General features: G+C 70.9%; 15 protein-coding genes and 1 tRNA gene. 8 read left to right on the top strand and 8 right to left on the bottom strand.

All coding sequences use genetic code 11. The features are described from left to right. Nucleotides 1-18: 18 nt before the first annotated feature. Nucleotides 19-90 (bottom strand) — tRNA-Arg (locus MWU75_RS09210). 155 nt (nt 91-245) lie between these two features. On the opposite strand from MWU75_RS09210, the gene MWU75_RS09205 reads away from it, so the two are divergent. After that, the gene (locus MWU75_RS09205) at nt 246-482 is read left to right on the top strand and encodes a DUF2249 domain-containing protein (RefSeq protein WP_247089871.1); all 237 of its coding nucleotides are present in this window, start codon (nt 246-248) and stop codon (nt 480-482) included. A 91-nt stretch (nt 483-573) separates the two neighbouring features. Next, nucleotides 574-1,998, top strand: a complete 1,425-nt coding sequence (locus MWU75_RS09200; RefSeq protein WP_247089869.1) for an aldehyde dehydrogenase family protein — start codon at nt 574-576, stop codon at nt 1,996-1,998. A gap of 15 nt (nt 1,999-2,013) precedes the next feature. Here MWU75_RS09200 and MWU75_RS09195 read toward each other — a convergent pair whose 3' ends face one another. Both MWU75_RS09195 and MWU75_RS09190 read right to left on the bottom strand, forming a co-directional pair. After that, nucleotides 2,014-2,436 (bottom strand): VOC family protein, encoded by a 423-nt coding sequence (locus tag MWU75_RS09195; protein ID WP_247089867.1) that lies wholly within the window; start codon nt 2,434-2,436, stop codon nt 2,014-2,016. A 48-nt stretch (nt 2,437-2,484) separates the two neighbouring features. Then, a complete protein-coding gene (locus tag MWU75_RS09190; RefSeq protein WP_247089865.1) occupies nt 2,485-2,922 on the bottom strand; it encodes an AraC family transcriptional regulator in 438 nt (145 codons plus the stop codon). Between the two features lie 157 nt (nt 2,923-3,079). On the opposite strand from MWU75_RS09190, the gene MWU75_RS09185 reads away from it, so the two are divergent. From MWU75_RS09185 to MWU75_RS09160, 6 genes are all read left to right on the top strand, one after another. Then, the gene (locus MWU75_RS09185; protein WP_247089863.1) at nt 3,080-4,168 is read left to right on the top strand and encodes an ABC transporter ATP-binding protein; all 1,089 of its coding nucleotides are present in this window, start codon (nt 3,080-3,082) and stop codon (nt 4,166-4,168) included. Beyond that, nucleotides 4,165-4,998 carry an ABC transporter permease subunit gene (locus MWU75_RS09180; RefSeq protein ID WP_247089861.1) on the top strand — a complete coding sequence of 278 codons (834 nt, stop codon included), beginning with the start codon at nt 4,165-4,167 and terminating at the stop codon, nt 4,996-4,998. The genes MWU75_RS09185 and MWU75_RS09180 overlap by 4 nt, the downstream gene beginning before the upstream one ends. A 94-nt stretch (nt 4,999-5,092) precedes the next feature. Next, nucleotides 5,093-8,983 (top strand): multifunctional oxoglutarate decarboxylase/oxoglutarate dehydrogenase thiamine pyrophosphate-binding subunit/dihydrolipoyllysine-residue succinyltransferase subunit, encoded by a 3,891-nt coding sequence (locus MWU75_RS09175; RefSeq protein WP_247089859.1) that lies wholly within the window; start codon nt 5,093-5,095, stop codon nt 8,981-8,983. 49 nt (nt 8,984-9,032) lie between these two features. Continuing rightward, nucleotides 9,033-10,082, top strand: a complete 1,050-nt coding sequence (locus MWU75_RS09170) for a GNAT family N-acetyltransferase (RefSeq protein WP_247089857.1) — start codon at nt 9,033-9,035, stop codon at nt 10,080-10,082. A gap of 9 nt (nt 10,083-10,091) precedes the next feature. Next, nucleotides 10,092-10,271: a DUF6104 family protein gene (locus tag MWU75_RS09165; protein WP_247089855.1), complete on the top strand. Its 180-nt coding sequence runs from the start codon at nt 10,092-10,094 to the stop codon at nt 10,269-10,271. Between the two features lie 12 nt (nt 10,272-10,283). Further along, nucleotides 10,284-10,943, top strand: a complete 660-nt coding sequence (locus tag MWU75_RS09160; protein ID WP_247089853.1) for a GDSL-type esterase/lipase family protein — start codon at nt 10,284-10,286, stop codon at nt 10,941-10,943. Here MWU75_RS09160 and pheA read toward each other — a convergent pair. From pheA to tsaE, 5 genes are all read right to left on the bottom strand, one after another. Further along, the gene (gene pheA / locus MWU75_RS09155; RefSeq protein WP_247089851.1) at nt 10,933-11,934 is read right to left on the bottom strand and encodes a prephenate dehydratase; all 1,002 of its coding nucleotides are present in this window, start codon (nt 11,932-11,934) and stop codon (nt 10,933-10,935) included. The two genes, MWU75_RS09160 and pheA, sit on opposite strands and share 11 nt — an antisense overlap. Continuing rightward, entirely contained in the window at nt 11,931-12,896 is a 966-nt protein-coding gene (locus MWU75_RS09150; RefSeq protein ID WP_247089850.1) for a zinc-binding dehydrogenase, read from the bottom strand. The genes pheA and MWU75_RS09150 overlap by 4 nt, the downstream gene beginning before the upstream one ends. A 49-nt stretch (nt 12,897-12,945) precedes the next feature. Beyond that, on the bottom strand, nt 12,946-14,523 hold the full coding sequence (locus tag MWU75_RS09145) for a sugar transferase (protein ID WP_247089849.1): 1,578 nt from the start codon (nt 14,521-14,523) through the stop codon (nt 12,946-12,948). Between the two features lie 271 nt (nt 14,524-14,794). Continuing rightward, the gene (locus MWU75_RS09140; RefSeq protein ID WP_247089848.1) at nt 14,795-15,403 is read right to left on the bottom strand and encodes a low molecular weight phosphatase family protein; all 609 of its coding nucleotides are present in this window, start codon (nt 15,401-15,403) and stop codon (nt 14,795-14,797) included. Nucleotides 15,404-15,405: 2 nt separating this feature from the next. Then, the gene (gene tsaE, locus MWU75_RS09135; protein ID WP_247089847.1) at nt 15,406-15,900 is read right to left on the bottom strand and encodes a tRNA (adenosine(37)-N6)-threonylcarbamoyltransferase complex ATPase subunit type 1 TsaE; all 495 of its coding nucleotides are present in this window, start codon (nt 15,898-15,900) and stop codon (nt 15,406-15,408) included. Between the last annotated feature and the right edge of the window lie 4 nt (nt 15,901-15,904).

Below are 15,904 nucleotides of genomic sequence, written 5' to 3'. Positions count from 1 at the left end.
CAGCGGCCCTGTGCGTTGCGCCCCCGGCAGGATTCGAACCTGCGCTCCCGCCTCCGGAGGGCGGTGCTCTATCCCCTGAGCTACGGGGGCAACGGCGTCACAGATTACCAGTCCGGAGGCGATGCTCCGTCATCCGGCCGGACCGCGGTGAACAGTGCCGGGCCGGGCGGGCGTTCGACGACTGTCCGCGGTGTGAGATATTTTGTGACACATCATGTGAAATATGTCGTCACTCAGGAGGTTCCATGTCCCAGAACCGTGAGCTCGATGTCCGTGAGCTGATCCCGCGCGAGCGGCACACCCAGATCTTCGAGACCTACTCCGCGCTGGAGCCGGAGACCGCCTTCGTGCTCGTCAACGACCACGACCCCAAGCCGCTGTACTACCAGTTCCAGGCCGAGCACACCGGAGAGTTCAGCTGGGAGTACCTGGAGGAGGGGCCCGAGGTCTGGCGGGTGCGCATCGGGCGGACCAGCGCCTGAGCGGTCCGCCGCCGCCGACCAGGACATGACGGCCCCGGTCACCGACGTCCCCGGAAACGGGCCCGCCGTGCCCGCGTGCGATAGTCGCGGCATGGACCTGATCAGCTCCTTCATCGGCGGGCAGGACGTCGCCAGCGCCGGGACCTACGACAACATCGACCCCGCCACGGGGCAGAGCCTGGGCCCCGTGTCCCGGGGCGGCGCCGAGGAGGTCGACCGTGCGGTCGCTGCGGGTGCCGCGGCGCAGCGGGACTGGATCCGGAGCACGCCGGAGCAGCGCTCGGACCTGCTGACGGCCTGGGCCGGTCTGGTGGACCGGGACGCCGAGCGGCTGGCCCGCCTGGAGTCCGAGGACACCGGCAAGCCGATCGGCCAGGCCCGCACCGACGCGGCCGTGGCTGCGCGCTACCTGCGCTTCTACGCCCACGCCATCGACTCGTACTACGGCCTGACCATCCCCAAGGGACCAGACCTGCACGTTTACACCGTGCGGGAGCCGTTCGGCGTCGTGGGGTCGGTGATCGCCTGGAACTACCCGATGCAGCTCTTCTCACGCTCGGTGGCCGCGGCGGTCGCCACCGGCAACGCCACGGTGGTCAAGCCGGCCGACGAGACCCCGCGGACCGCCATCGCCCTGGCCCGCCTCGCGGTCGAGGCCGGGATCCCCGCCGGCATCGTCAACGTGGTGACCGGCACCGGAGCCGAGGCCGGGGCAGCCCTGACCGCTCACCCCGGGATCGGTCACCTGAGCTTTGTCGGTTCCACCGAGGTCGGCTCGGTCATCGCGCACGCCGCCGCGGACCGGGTGGTCCCGACCGTGCTGGAGCTCGGCGGCAAGTCCGCGCAGGTCGTCTTCGCCGACGCCGACCTGACGGTTGCCGCCGAGGCGATCGCCCGCGGTGCCCTGCAGAACGCCGGCCAGACCTGCTCTGCCGGTTCCCGCCTTCTGGTGCACCGTGACGTCCAGGACGAGCTCCTCGAGGCCGTGGTCCAGCGCTTGCGCGCCACGACCATCGGCCCCGGCGCCGAAGACCCGGACCTCGGGCCGCTGGTCTCGGCGAAGCAGCAGCAGCGGGTCGAGGGGTTCATGGACGACCTCGCCGGCGGCGAGCTGCTCACCGGGGGCAGCCGGCCCGAGTCCGAGCACCTGGCGGCCGGCGCCTACTTCTCCCCGACCCTCGTCCACGGGGTCGACCCCCAGGGTCGTCTGGCCCAGGAGGAGGTCTTCGGCCCGGTGATCGCCTCGATGAGCTTCGATGACGAGGAGGAGGCGGTCGCACTGGCCAACGGCACGGACTACGGCCTGCTCGCCGCGGTGTGGACCCGCGACATCTCCCGGGGACACCGGCTCGCCTCCGCCCTGCGCGCGGGACAGGTCTTCGTGAACAACTACGGCGCCGGCGGTGGCGTCGAGCTGCCGTTCGGCGGTTGGGGCAAGTCCGGCTACGGCCGCGAGAAGGGCACCGAGGCGCTCGACGCCTTCACGCAGACCAAGACGGTCGTCGTCAAACTCTGATCCCGCCGGCGCGTGTCAGGGCTGCGCCGGCATCGGGCGCATCTGGCTGATGCGGATGTGATTGCCCGCCGGGTCCCGGAAGCCGAAGTCGATGCCGTAGGGCTGCTCGGTGGGCTCCTCCGGCAGGTCCACGCCCTTGGCGGCGAGCTCGGCGTGAGCGGCCCGGGCGTCGTCGGTGGTGAAGAACAGGGTGCCGCCGCCGGCGCCCTTGGTCACCATGGCGCGCACGGCGTCCGCGGTCTCGGGGTCGTAGCCGGGGGGTCCGGGCTTCTCCAGGAGGATCTCCCGGTCCTCCCCCGGCACCCGCACCGTCAGCCAGCGCATCGGGCCGAAGTTCATGTCGCTGCCGGGCTCGAGGCCGAGGACGTTGACATAGAAGTCGAGCGCCTCGTCCTGGTTAGTCACGAAGATCTGCGAAATCGTCAGGTTCTTGATCATGCGTCCACGGTAGGGCGACCACCCACGCGTCTGCTTATCCGAAATTGCTCACTCCGGGGCGGGTCCGAGGTCCGGGGTGCCGGGCCGCGGCGCGTGCTCCGACGGCCTCGACCACCGCATCGCGAAGCACGACGGGGCCAGCGGCACCGGACCTCTGCGCCGGTAGGCGGTCGGACTCTCCCCGACGATCGCGGTGAACGTGCGGCTGAACGTGCCGAGGCTCGAGAACCCCACCTCGAAGCAGATCTCGGTGACGGACCGGTCCCCCGTCCGCAGCAGGAACATCGCACGCTCGACCCGGCGACGCTGCAGATAGCGGTGCGGTGTCTCGCCGAAGACGGACCTGAAGCTGCGGATGAAGTGGGCCGGGGACACGTGCGCCGCGGACGCGAGGGAGGGGACGTCCAGCGGCTCGGCATACTGCCGGTCCATCAGGTCCCTCGCCCGCAGCATCCGGCGGTTGAGCTCCTCGACCTCCCGTCCCACGGGCGCAGTCTAGGTCTCCGACTGACGCATGACATCTGTCCCTGTGGTCGGTCCGCCATCTCCCCCACAATGGGGATGCGCCGACCACGCGGGACGTGGTGGGCTGGTGCCAGACACCGGACGGATCGCCCGATCCCGACCATGAGGGGAAGACCGCATGACAGAACCCGCCCTTGCCGAGCGGCCCGCCGCCCGACCCGAGGCCGCGATCGTGGTGCGGGACCTGAGCAAGAAGTTCGGCGACTTCGTCGCGGTGGACCACCTCTCCTTCGAGGTCGCTCCGGGCAGGATCACCGGCTTCCTCGGGCCCAACGGCGCGGGCAAGACCACCACGCTGCGCATGCTGCTGGGACTCATCCACCCCACCGGTGGGAGCGGTCTGATCGGTGGGATCCCCTACGCCCAGCTCTCCCGCCCCATGGAGACCGTGGGGGCCGCGCTGGAAGCCACGAACTTCCACCCCGGCCGCAGCGGCCGCGACCACCTGCGGGTGCTGGCCGCCACGCACGGCATCCCGGACTCACGGGTCGACGAGTTGCTCGCCCTGGTCGGCATCCCGGCGGCGGCCCGCAAGAGGGCCGGCGGCTACTCGATGGGCATGCGGCAGCGGCTGGGCCTGGCGGCCGCCCTCCTCGGCGACCCGCACGTGCTCATCCTCGACGAGCCCGCCAACGGGTTGGACCCCGAGGGCATCCGGTGGCTCCGGGGATTCCTGCGCCACCTGGCCTCGGAGGGCAAGACGATCCTGATCTCCTCCCACCTGCTCAGCGAGGTCGAGCAGACGGTCGACGACGTCGTGATCATCGCGAACGGCCAGCTCGTCCGTCAGGGCACCATTGATGAGCTCCACGGCGAGACTACGGCCCTGATCCGCACGAGCAACGCCCGCGGCCTCATCGAGGCGCTCCGGGCGGCCGGCCTCGAGGCGGGGGACGAGCCCGCCCAGGGCCCCGGCGCGGTCCGGGTCGTCACGGCAGACCTGGTCCGGGTCGGCGACATCGCCCTCGCGGCAGGGGTGCCGGTCCACGAGCTGCGCGTCCTGCGCACCGACCTCGAGCGCCTCTACTTCCAGCTCACCGAGTCGCCGGAGAACCGCAACCGCAACCTGGCTGACGGTTCTTCGGCAGACACCCCGCCGCCGGGCGCGCTCCCGCACGATCTACCCCCACCGGACCTACCGCCACCGCCAGCGGACCTGCCCCCGGGAGCATCCCGGCCCGACGCGTCCGAGGGGAGCGACCGATGAGCCGACTCGTGCGCTCCGAGCTGCGGAAGTACTTCACGACCCGGATGTGGTGGGGCATGGCTCTGGCCATGTTCCTGGTCGGCGCGCTCTTCGCGGCGTTCACCGGCTACTTCACCCTCTACGGCGAGATGCCCGTCGGCGAGGCCATGATCAGGGTCCGCGACGCGGTGCCCGAGCTGACGATGGTCCGGATGATCTACTCCGGCGGGATCCAGTTCGCCTACATGCTGTCCCTGGTCATCGGCGTGCTCAGCATGGGCCAGGAGTTCCGGCACAAGACCATCTCCAACACCTTTCTGGCCGGACCCCGTCGGCACCAGGTGATCTTCGCGAAGGTCGCGGCGCTGATCGCCATCCTCGTGGTCAACGCGGTGGCGCACATCGCCGGCGCACTCGTGGGCGGTGGCGTCCTGCTCGCCACCGCCGGTGAGTCCCTCTTCCCGGACGTCGCAGCGCTCGGCCAGACGTTCGCGCTGATGGCCCTGATCCTCATCGTGTGGGGACTCATCGGGCTGGGACTGGGCGTGCTGATCAGCAATCAGGTCGCCGCGCTGTTCGTCGGGATCGCCTTCGCCCTCATCGTCGAACCGATCGTGGCCTTCGCCCTGACCTTCTTCGAGGGCTGGGACGTCCTGGCCAAGTTCTTCCCCAGCCAGGCCACGACAGCCACCCTCTCGCTCTACTCCGGCATGGACCCGGCGCTGGGCGAGGCCATGGGTGCCGGGGGTGACCAGCTCACCTGGTGGGCGGGTGCTCTGACCCTCCTCGCGTATGCCGCGATCATGACCCTGATCGGGCTCTGGCTGACCCGCCGCAGGGATATCACCTGACCCGCAGGGCCATTGCGCGCGACCGACCCGAACGGAGATAGGCTGGCCACACACAAGTTCGGCCGACTACCTGTGAGAAAGAGGCGCGCACGCCGTGGCGAACCAGTCCCTCAGCAGCGACAACCCCCTGGCAGACTTCGGGGCCAACGAGTGGCTCGTGGAGGACATGCGCGAGCGCTATCTCGCGGACCCCTCGTCCGTTGACGTCGCCTGGCGTGAGTTCTTCGCCGCGCAGGACGGCGCGACAGGGTCGACGAACTCCGGCAAGCCAGTCTCCCAGAAGGCCACGGCGCCAGCAGCTGAGCCACGGGCCGCGGAGAAGCAGACGAAGCCAGCGCCCAAGGCCGCTGAGGAGCAGACCAGGCCGGCGGCCAAGAACGCCTCGGAGCAGGCCAAGCCGGCTCCGAAGACGGAGGCCAAGGCGATGCCCGCGGCGCAGGAGTCCAAGACCGCCTCCAAGGCTGCGGAGGAGCCGGCGCGGCCCGCGGAGACCAAGCCCGAGCCGGACAAGGCCGTCGACGAGAAGAAGCCGGCTGACAAGGTTGAGCCGAGCGGCTCGGCCCCGACCCCGCGCGACGCGCCGGCGCGCCGGTCGACAAAACCCCAGAACGAGGCCCAGGTCACCCGGCTGCGCGGCGCGACCGCACGCACGGTCACCAACATGGAGTCCAGCCTGGAGGTGCCGACCGCGACCAGCCTGCGCTCCATCCCGGCCAAGCTGCTCATCGACAACCGGATCGTGATCAACAACCACCTGGCGCGCAGCCGCGGTGGCAAGGTCTCCTTCACCCACCTCATCGGCTACGCCATGGTCAAGGCCCTGCAGGCGATGCCGGAGATGAACAACAGCTACACCGAGCAGGACGGCAAGCCGGCCATCGTCGAGCCGGCCCACGTCAACTTCGGTCTGGCCATCGACGTGCCCAAGTCGGACGGGACCCGCCAGCTCCTCGTGCCCAACATCAAGAGCGCCGAGGAGATGGACTTCGCCAACTTCTGGGGCGCCTACGAGGACATCGTCCGTAAGGCCCGCGACGGCAAGCTGACCATCGAGGACTTCCAGGGCACCACGATCTCGCTGACCAACCCCGGCGGCATCGGGACCGTGTCCTCCGTCCCCCGCCTGATGCCCAACCAGGGCACGATCGTCGGTGTCGGCACCCTGGACTACCCGGCCGAGTGGCAGGGAGCCAGCCCCGACGCGGTGGCCCGCGTGGCGGTGAGCAAGGTGCTCACCCTCACCTCGACATACGACCACCGCATCATCCAGGGCGCGCAGTCCGGCGAGTTCCTGCGCGTGCTGCACCAGCTGCTGCTCGGCGCTGACGGCTTCTACGACGACATCTTCACGGGCCTGCGGATCCCCTACGAGCCGGTGCGCTGGGCGGCGGACGTCACCGCCGGCCACGACGACGACGTCTCCAAGGCGACCCGGGTCCAGGAGCTGATCCACGCCTACCGGGTCCGCGGTCACCTGATGGCCGACACGGACCCGCTGGAGTACCGCCAGCGCCAGCACCACGACCTGGACATCACCAACCACGGGCTCACCCTGTGGGACCTGGAGCGGAGCTTCGCGACCGGTGGCTTCGGCGGGTCGGCCCGGCTGACGCTGCGCAAGATCCTCGGGATCCTGCGCGACTCCTACTGCCGCACCGTCGGCATCGAGTACATGCACATCCAGGACCCCGAGCAGCGCGAGTGGATCCAGCAGCGCGTCGAGGTTCCCTACGAGAAGACCTCGCCGGACGAGCAGTTGCGGATCCTGCGCCGGCTGAACGCCGCGGAGGCGTTCGAGACCTTCCTGCAGACCAAGTTCGTCGGCCAGAAGCGGTTCAGCCTCGAGGGCGGCGAGTCGGTCATCGCACTGCTCGACCAGATCCTCACCGAGGCCGCCAGGGACGACCTCGACGAGGTCTGCATCGGTATGCCGCACCGTGGCCGGCTCAATGTCCTCGCCAACCTCGCGGGCAAGTCCTACGGCCAGATCTTCCGCGAGTTCGAGGGCAAGCAGGACCCACGCTCGGTGCAGGGGTCGGGTGATGTGAAGTACCACCTGGGCACCGAGGGTGAGTTCACCACCGAGGACGGCAAGAGCACCGGCGTCTACCTGGCGGCGAACCCCTCTCACCTGGAGGCCGTCAACCCGGTCCTGGAGGGCATCGTGCGGGCCAAGCAGGACCGCCTCGACCTCGCCGGGGAGCAGTTCACCGTCCTCCCCGTGCTGCTGCACGGCGACGCGGCCTTCGCCGGACAGGGTGTCGTCGCGGAGACGCTCAACCTGTCCCAGCTGCGCGGCTACCGCACCGGCGGCACCATCCACGTCGTCATCAACAACCAGGTCGGGTTCACGACGGCACCGGAGTCCTCGCGCTCCTCCGTCTACTGCACCGACGTGGCCCGGATGGTCCAGGCGCCGATCTTCCATGTCAACGGGGACGACCCGGAGGCGTGCGTGCGCGTGGCCGAGCTGGCCTACGAGTTCCGGCAGGAGTTCAACAAGGACGTCGTCATCGACATGGTCTGCTACCGGCGGCGCGGGCACAACGAGGGCGACGACCCCTCGATGACCCAGCCGCTGATGTATGACCTGATCGAGGGCAAGCGCTCGGTCCGCAAGCTCTACACCGAGTCCCTGGTCGGGCGCGGCGACATCACCATCGACGACGCGGAGAAGGCCCTGCGCGACTACCAGCACCAGCTGGAGCAGGTCTTCACCGAGACCAAGGCAGCGCTGAAGGGCGAGGACGGGACCACCGGGCAGCTGGACCGCCCGCGGGCCCAGGACGAGGACGAGCGTGCTCCGCACAAGCCGCACCCCACCCGGATCTCCCAGGAGCTGATCGAGAGGATCGGCGACGCGTTCGTCGACACCCCGGAGGGCTTCACCGTCCACCCGAAGCTGGCCCAGCTCCTGCAGCGCCGCCAGCAGATGACCCGCGAGGGCGGGATCGACTGGGGCATGGGCGAGCTGCTCGCGATCGGGTCGCTGCTGGTGGAGGGCACCCCGGTGCGCTTCGCCGGGCAGGACACCCGTCGCGGCACGTTCGTCCAGCGGCACGCGGTGCTCACCGACAAGACCAACGCCAAGGAGTGGACCCCGCTGCTGCACCTGGCCGACGACCAGGCCAAGCTCTGGATCTACGACTCCCTGCTCAGCGAGTACGCCGCGATGGGCTTCGAGTACGGCTACTCGGTGGAGCGTCCCGACGCGCTCGTCATGTGGGAGGCCCAGTTCGGTGACTTCGCCAACGGCGCCCAGACCATCGTCGATGAGTTCATCTCCTCGTCGGAGCAGAAGTGGGGACAGCACTCCTCGGTCGTGCTGCTGCTCCCCCACGGCTACGAGGGCCAGGGTCCGGACCACTCCTCCGCACGGATCGAGCGCTACCTGCAGCTGTGCGCCGAGGACAACATGACGGTGGCCTACCCGTCCACGCCGGCGTCCTACTTCCACCTCCTGCGCAAGCAGGCCTACCTGCGACCCCGCAAGCCGCTGATCGTGTTCACCCCCAAGGCCATGCTGCGGCTCAAGCCCGCCGCGAGCAGCCCGCAGGACTTCATCGAGGGCACCTTCCAGCCCGTCCTGCCCGACCGCGTGGAGCTGGACGGGGAGAAGGTCGACCGGGTGCTCCTGGTCAGCAGCAAGCTGACCTACGAGCTGGAGGAGGAGCGGGCCAAGCGCGAGGACGACCGCACCGCCATCATCCGGGTCGAGCAGCTCTACCCTGTGCCTGGCCGTGAGGTTGCCGAGCAGGTCAAGGCCTTCCCCAACGCCGAGCTGGTGTGGGTCCAGAACGAGCCCAAGAACCAGGGCGCCTGGTCCCACATGGCGCTCAACCTGCCGGAGGCGATGGCGCACTACGGCGAGGAGCGGCCCCTGCGGGTCGTCGCCCGCCCGGCCTCGGCCTCCCCGGCGACAGGTTCGGCCAAGGTGCACGCGGTCGAGCAGGGCGCCCTGCTCAAGGAGGCCTTCGACCGCTGAGGCGGGCCGTGTGTGCGCCGGCCGGGGGCACCCTGAAAGAATGGCCCCCATGAGTTCTCCCGCCGTTGCCCCGTCCTCCGCTGGCCTGCCCTCGGGCTGGACCGCGCGAGAACCGACCGGAGACGATGTCGAGGACCTGGTCCGGCTGCTCAGGCGCCACGAGAAGGAGGCCCGCGGCTGGCCGGGCGCCGACAGTGAGCAGGTCACGGCCGATGTGACCGGAAAGGGCGCCGTGACGCGCTCCCACTGGCTCATCCGCGACCCCGAGGGCGTGGCCCGTGCCTGGGTGAGCTGCCACGACCGGGCGGCCGGGCGGGTGCTGGTCGGGGTGACGGTGGACCCGGACCTCGATCCCGAGGTGGCCGAGCCCGTGGCCGCCTACGCCTTCGCGCTCGCCGAGCGCACCTCGGCGGGGATCGCCCACGACCGCGGGCTGGCCGCCACCCAGATGGACTCGGGTGCCTTCGAGGACGACGACCGCCAGGACCGCTGGCTGCGCGCCGCCGGCTTCCGGCTGGTCCGCACCTGGTGGCAGATGGAGCGCCCGGTCACCCCGGAGGAGGCCACCGACCACCCCGAGCCGCGTGAGGGCGTCGTGGTGCACCGGGTCCGCCGCGACGACGCCGTGGGTCTTCCCGACGAGGACGACCTGCACGCGGTGCACGAGATCCTCGAGGAGTCCTTCGCCGACCACTTCAACAACTACCGGGAGACCTTCGAGGAGTTCCTGGACCGGCTCCGGGCCGATCCCGGGCACCGGTGGGACCACTGGTGGCTCGCCGAGGTCGACGGCGCCCCGGCCGGGGCCCTGGTGGGGACGACGGTCACCGGCCGGCTGGATCCCCAGGGCAATCCGGTGCCGGACGGGTCCTACGTGGAATACATCGGTGTCCACTCCAGCGCGCGCGGACGGGGCGTGGCCAAGGCGCTCCTGTGGGCGGTGATCGCGGACGCCGCCGCCCGGGGACGCAACCGTGTCGGCCTCGAGGTCGACGCAGAGTCGCCGACGGGCGCGGACGGGCTCTACACCTCGATGGGGTGGAGGACGGTCTACGTCACAGAGTCGTGGCACAAGGACGTCGAGGCCTCCGCGGGTTAGTCTGCGGCTGTGTACTTCACCGACCGGGGCATCGAGGAGCTGGCCACCCGGCGTGGCGACGAGGAGGTCACTCTTGAGTGGCTCTCCGACCAGTTGCGCACGTTCGTGGACCTGCACCCGGAGTTCGAGGCCGCGGTGGACCGGTTCGCCACCTGGCTGGCCCGGTCTGATGACGATGACGACGAGTGAGGGAGGACGCCCGTGACACCCGATGAGGACGAGCCCGCCGTGGAGTTCAACCCCAGCGCCGAGTTCCACGTCGCCGAAGGCCCCCGTGACATCGGCCTGTGCTTCGTGGGTGACGGCTTCGTCGCCGGCTACGGCGACCCCAAGGCACTGGGGTGGGTCAGCCGGGTGGTCGGGCGCAGCCCGGTCCAGGACGCCGACCTGACGGCCTACAACCTGGGGGTTCGGGGCGAGTCCAGTGCGGACGTCATGGCGCGCTGGCGGACCGAGTGCTCACCCCGGTGGGAGGGCCGGTCCGAGCGTCGCCTGATCGTCGGCGTCGGGGCCACCGACATCTCGGCGGGGATCACCACCGCCCGCTCGCGGCTCAACCTCGCCAACATCCTGGACGAGGCCACGACCACCGGCATCAGCACCTTCGTCGTCGGCCCCACCCCGACGCTGGACGCCGACGTCAACCAGCGTCTCGGAGTCCTCGCGGATGCCCAGGCCGATGTCTGCGGCCGACGGTCGGTCCCCTATGTCGACTGCTTCCATCCGCTCAAGGACCACGACCAGTGGCAGTCCGACCTCGCCGCCGGTGACGGCGTGCACCCAGGACAGGCTGGCTACGGCCTCATCGCGTGGCTCGTGCTGCACGCGGGGTGGCAGGACTGGCTCAAGGTCAACGGCTGATCCCCGGCCGGCTGCTTGTGAGGCTGGCGAGCCAGTCCCGCGAGTCGGAGTATGCCGTGGAGGTCGCCTCCTCCGGCACCCGCGTGGGGGCCCCGTCGGCCCGGGCGTAGGAGCCGAGGAAGCGGACCTCGGCGCAGACCCGGCGCAGCCCCGCGAGTGCCTCGGCGACCCGCGGCTCGCTGAGGTGGCCCAGCGCCTCGATGGCGAAGCAGTACTGCCCCAGGGCCTCGCCGGTCGGGCGCGACTCCAGGCGCACCAGGTCCACGCCGCGCATCGCGAACTGGTTGAGCAGCTCCAGCAGTGCTCCGGCGTGGTTGCGTCGCAGGTAGGCCACGACCGTGGTCACGTCCGCGCCGGTGGGCGGCGGGATGTGGCCGGGCCGCGCGAGGCGGATGAACCTGGTGACGGCACCCGGCCGATCCGCGATCCCACTGACCAGGATATCCAGCCCGTGCCGCTCGGCCGCCAGGGGCGCCGCGATGGCCGCGTCATAGACCTCCGCGGCGACCAGCACAGCGGCCCGTGCCGTCGACGACTCCGGGATGACCTCGGCCTCCGGCAGCTGCGCCGCCACCCAGTCCCGGGTCTGCGCGTGGGCCACGGGGTGGGTCGCCACGCGGCGCACCGATGACAGGTCGGTGCCGGGCCGCGCCATGAGTGCGAACTCGACCTCGACGTGCACCTCACCGGTGATGACCAGGGGCGCACCACGGATCAGCTCGTCCAGGGTGGCCGACACCGACCCCTCTACCGAGTTCTCGAAGGGCACCAGCGCCGCCTCCAGACGCCCCTCACGCAGTGCCTCGAGCGCTGCCGCGACGTTGGGGGCGGGCCAGGCGCTCGCAGCGGCCTCGGGGTCGAGGCGCCGCAGCCCCGCCTCGCAGAAGGTGCCGGCGGGGCCGAGGTAACCCATGCCTCCGCTCGACCCGGCGTCGGTCCTCCCAGCCACGGCGTCTGTCGCCCCGGCCACGGCGCCCGTCCCGCTGCTCACGGAGTCAGCACCACCTTGCCGAAGACCTCGCCCGCGTCCAGGGCCGCCAGGCCGTCGGCCGCCTCGGCGAGCGGGATCACGCGGTCGATCAGCGGACGGACGCCGGTCTGCTCGACGACCCGGACGACCTGGCGCAGCTGCTCCAGGTTGCCCATCGTCGATCCCTGGATCCGCATCTGCTGGAAGAAGATCCGGGTCAGCTCCGCCTTGGCCGGAGCGTCGCCGGACGTGGCTCCCGCGATGACCACCGTGCCGCCTGGGCGCAGGCTGGACACCGAGTGGGACCAGGTCGCGGCCCCGACCGTCTCGAGCACGATGTCGACGCGTTCGGGCAGCCGCTGACCGGGCTCGAACACCGCCTCGGCCCCGAGCTCCAGGGCACGCTGCCGTCGGGTCTCGTCCCGGCTGGTGGCCCAGACGCGATAGCCGGTCGCGGCACCGAGCGCGATGGCCGCGGACGCGACACCGCCGCCGGCGCCCTGGACCAGGACCGTGGATCCCGGCGGGCCCCCGTTGACGCACAGCATCTTGTAGGCCGTGAGCCAGGCGGTCGGCAGACAGGCGGCCTCCTCGAAGGAGAGGCCGGCCGGCTTGGGCACCAGGTTGCCCGCGGGCACGACCACCTGCTCGGCCAGCGTGCCCTGGTGCAGCTCAGACAGAAGGGAGCGGCGCGGGTCGAGGGTCTGCTCGCCGGTCCAGCCGGGGCTGGAGACGACCGAGTGCACGACCACCTCCCGGCCGTCCTGGTCCACCCCCGCGGCGTCGCAGCCCAGGATCATCGGCAACCGGTCAGGCCGCAGACCGACCCCGCGCAGCGACCACAGGTCGTGGTGGTTCAGCGCGGCGGCTCGCACGTCGACCCTGACCCAGCCGTCCGGCACCTCCGGCTCTGGGCGCTCGCCCACGACCAGCCCCGCTAGGGGGTCGTCCGGAGTGATCTCAGCGACGTAGGCGGCTAGCACACGGTCAGCGTATCGGCCGGGCTGTCGCGCGGCGCGGGCGGTGCGGGACTCAGAAGGCCCCGGTGTCGTCCGGTCGCGTCACGACGCGCACCGTGCGCCACAGGATCATCAGGTCCAGCAGCGGTGTCCAGTTCTCGACGTAGTACAGGTCGAGGCGGACCGACTCGGTCCAGGACAGGTTGCTGCGCCCGCCGATCTGCCACATGCCGGTCATGCCGGGCTTGACCAGCAGCCGGCGCCGGGTGTCGGCCTCGTAGGCGAGGACCTCGCGCGGCAGCGGCGGACGGGGCCCCACCAGGCTCATCTCTCCGCGGAGCACGTTGATCAGCTGCGGCAGCTCATCCACGCTGTAGCGCCGAAGCACCCGGCCGAGCCGGGTGACGCGGGGGTCGTCCTTGATCTTGAACAGCGGCCCGGCCCCGTCATTGGCGGCCATCAGCGATGGCAGGGCCGCCTCGGCCTCCGTGTGCATGGTGCGGAACTTCAGCATCCGGAAGGTGCGACCGTCGCGGCCCACCCGCTCCTGGCGGAAGAAGACCGGTCCGCGGTCGTGGAAGGCGATCATCGCGGCCAGGCACAGGAAGACCGGCGACAGCAGCGCCAGGCCCAGGGCTGCAACGGCCCGGTCCATGAGGTTCTTCACGACCAGGGCGGGCCCGTCAAAGGTGGGTGCCTCCACATGGATGAGCGGCAGTCCCTGCACCGGACGCGTCCGCACGCGAGGGCCGGCCACGTCCATGATCCCCGGGGCGACCACCAGGTCGATGTCGGTGCCCTCCAGGGCCCAGCCGAGCCGCCGCAACCCGGAGGAACCGAGGCCCGCGGAGGAGGACACGGCGATCACGTCGACGTTCAGATCGACGGCCCGGACGAGGACGTCCCCCTCGGAACCGACCACGGGAACCCCCGCGACCTCGGTCGCCGCCGGGGCGTCGTCCACACAGGCACCGAGCACGTTGTAGCCGGCGTCCGGGGTCCGTCGAAGCGCCACGACGAGCTGCTCGACATTGTCGCGGTCCCCGACGAGCAGCACCCGGTCGGACAGCTGACCTGCCCGGCGCTGCCGCACCAGCCAGCGGCGCGCGGCGTAGCGGGAGGCCAGCAGCAACAGCGTGCCCAGCGGGAAGGCCAGCAGGACGTAACCCCGGGCCACGTCCACCTTCAGCGCGTAGGCCCCGATCGCCAGCACGGCGAAGAGCATCAGCGAGGCGTGGAAGACCTGGCGATACTCCTGGACCCCGTGGCCGGTGAACCGACCGTCATAGGCCGAGTGCAGGTTGAGCATCAGGACCCACGCGACCGCCAGTCCCAGACTGACCTCGGTGTACCCGACGCCCGTGGCGGCCAGATCGGCCTGCGTGAACCCGAACCGGGTGATGGTGGTCAGACCCAGGGCGATCACGATGACCAGCAGGTCGGAGATGCGCAGCCAGCGCAGGTAGCCCCCGAGGTAGCGCCTGGCACGAGGGTGGCCCGTCGCCCGACGGGGCCGCTGCCCCCCGGCCTCGGCCCAGGAGTCCGGGACGACGATCAGCGGTGTCGATCGTGACCCGCGGTCGGCTCCACCCCTCCCGGCGGTGCGGCTCAGCGCAGAGGCGATCACCTCCACCTGCTGTGGTGCCGTCATCCGAACCCCGTCGTTGCGAAATCGTCGTGAACTTTACTTGCGCATTACCTTCGGCATAGTAGTTCTATACTCGTTTGCGCGCTACCCCCAGAATTACCCACTGGTAGCAGCCGCCCGCAAGGACCCTCCGACCATACCGCGCCTTCCAGAGTCGTCACGCCCTCCACGGCGCGAGTCACACGCCGCCGCGACGCAAGGACGCCACGCCGTCACGGCACGAGAACCTTCTGCCCTCCACTGCGCAAGGACGGGCTCCTGACGGACCCGGCCCTCAGCCCAGCGCGCGGAACACCGAGGGGAGGGCCCCCCGGATCTCCTCCGCCATCTGCCGGTAGACCCGGTCGTCACGTCGGTAGGGATCGACGATGTCCGGCTCGCGGACCACGCCGGGGCCACGTCTGCCGATCAGCGTGGCCGCCAGCGCGCGCAGGCGCTCGGCCGGCGGCAGGTCCCCGGCCACGACCGGGTCCGCGGTCAGCGTGTCCGTGAGCGCCCCGAGCTCGCGGAAGGTGAAAGTATGCCGTAGCGCGGGCGGGTGCTCCCGGATCACCAGTCCCCGGTGGGCCGTGGTCGCGACCAGCACCAGGTCGGCGTCGGCGATCAGCCGCGCGGTGAGCCGGCGGGCGACGAAGCCGTCCGGTGACCCGCCGAAGGACTGCAGCAGGTCGGCCGACCGCTCGTCCATGGCCTGTCCCACCAGGGCGTGCGTCCCGGCGCTGGAGACCTCGTAGCGTCCGGTGCCCCAGCGCTGGTCCAGCCGGCGCTGCAGCACCCGCTCCAGCAACGGCGACCGGCACACGTTGCCGGTGCACACGGTCAGCAGGCGGGCGGGGCGGGCGCCGGTGTCAGGTGACGGGTCCGACATGCTCAGGTCCGACATACTCAGTCCTCCCCGGCCCAGCGGGGGCCGTGCCCGAGCACCCGCGCCCAGCGTGGCTCGTCACCCTCGATCGTGTCGGTCCGGCCCTCCTCGCGCCGCGTCAGCACGATCTCGAGCCAGTCCTCGGCGAGCGCCTCGGCCATCCCGTGGCCCCACTCGACGACGGTGACCACGGCCTCGAGATCTGCGTCGAGGTCGAGGTCGTCGAGCTCGCCGACCCCTCCGAGGCGGTAGGCGTCCACGTGGACCAGGTCGGGGCCGGACCCCAGGCTGGGGTGGACGCGGGCGATGACGAAGGTCGGCGAGGTAATTGGTCCCCGCACGCCGAGGCCGGCGCCGATCCCCTGGGTCAGGGTGGTCTTGCCGGCGGCCAGGTCACCGGTGAGCAGCACCAGGTCGCCGGCCCCCAGCCCCCGACCGAGCTCCACGCCCAGGGCGTGCGTGTCCGCGGCGGTGGCCAGCTCCACGACCCCGCCCCGCAGTGCGGTGGCCAACATCCCG

It is taken from the genome of Ornithinimicrobium sp. F0845, assembly GCF_023015765.1.
GTDB lineage: Bacteria > Actinomycetota > Actinomycetes > Actinomycetales > Dermatophilaceae > Ornithinicoccus.
Note: the sequence above shows the minus strand (reverse complement) of the source record. Positions and strands in the feature narration are given on the sequence as shown.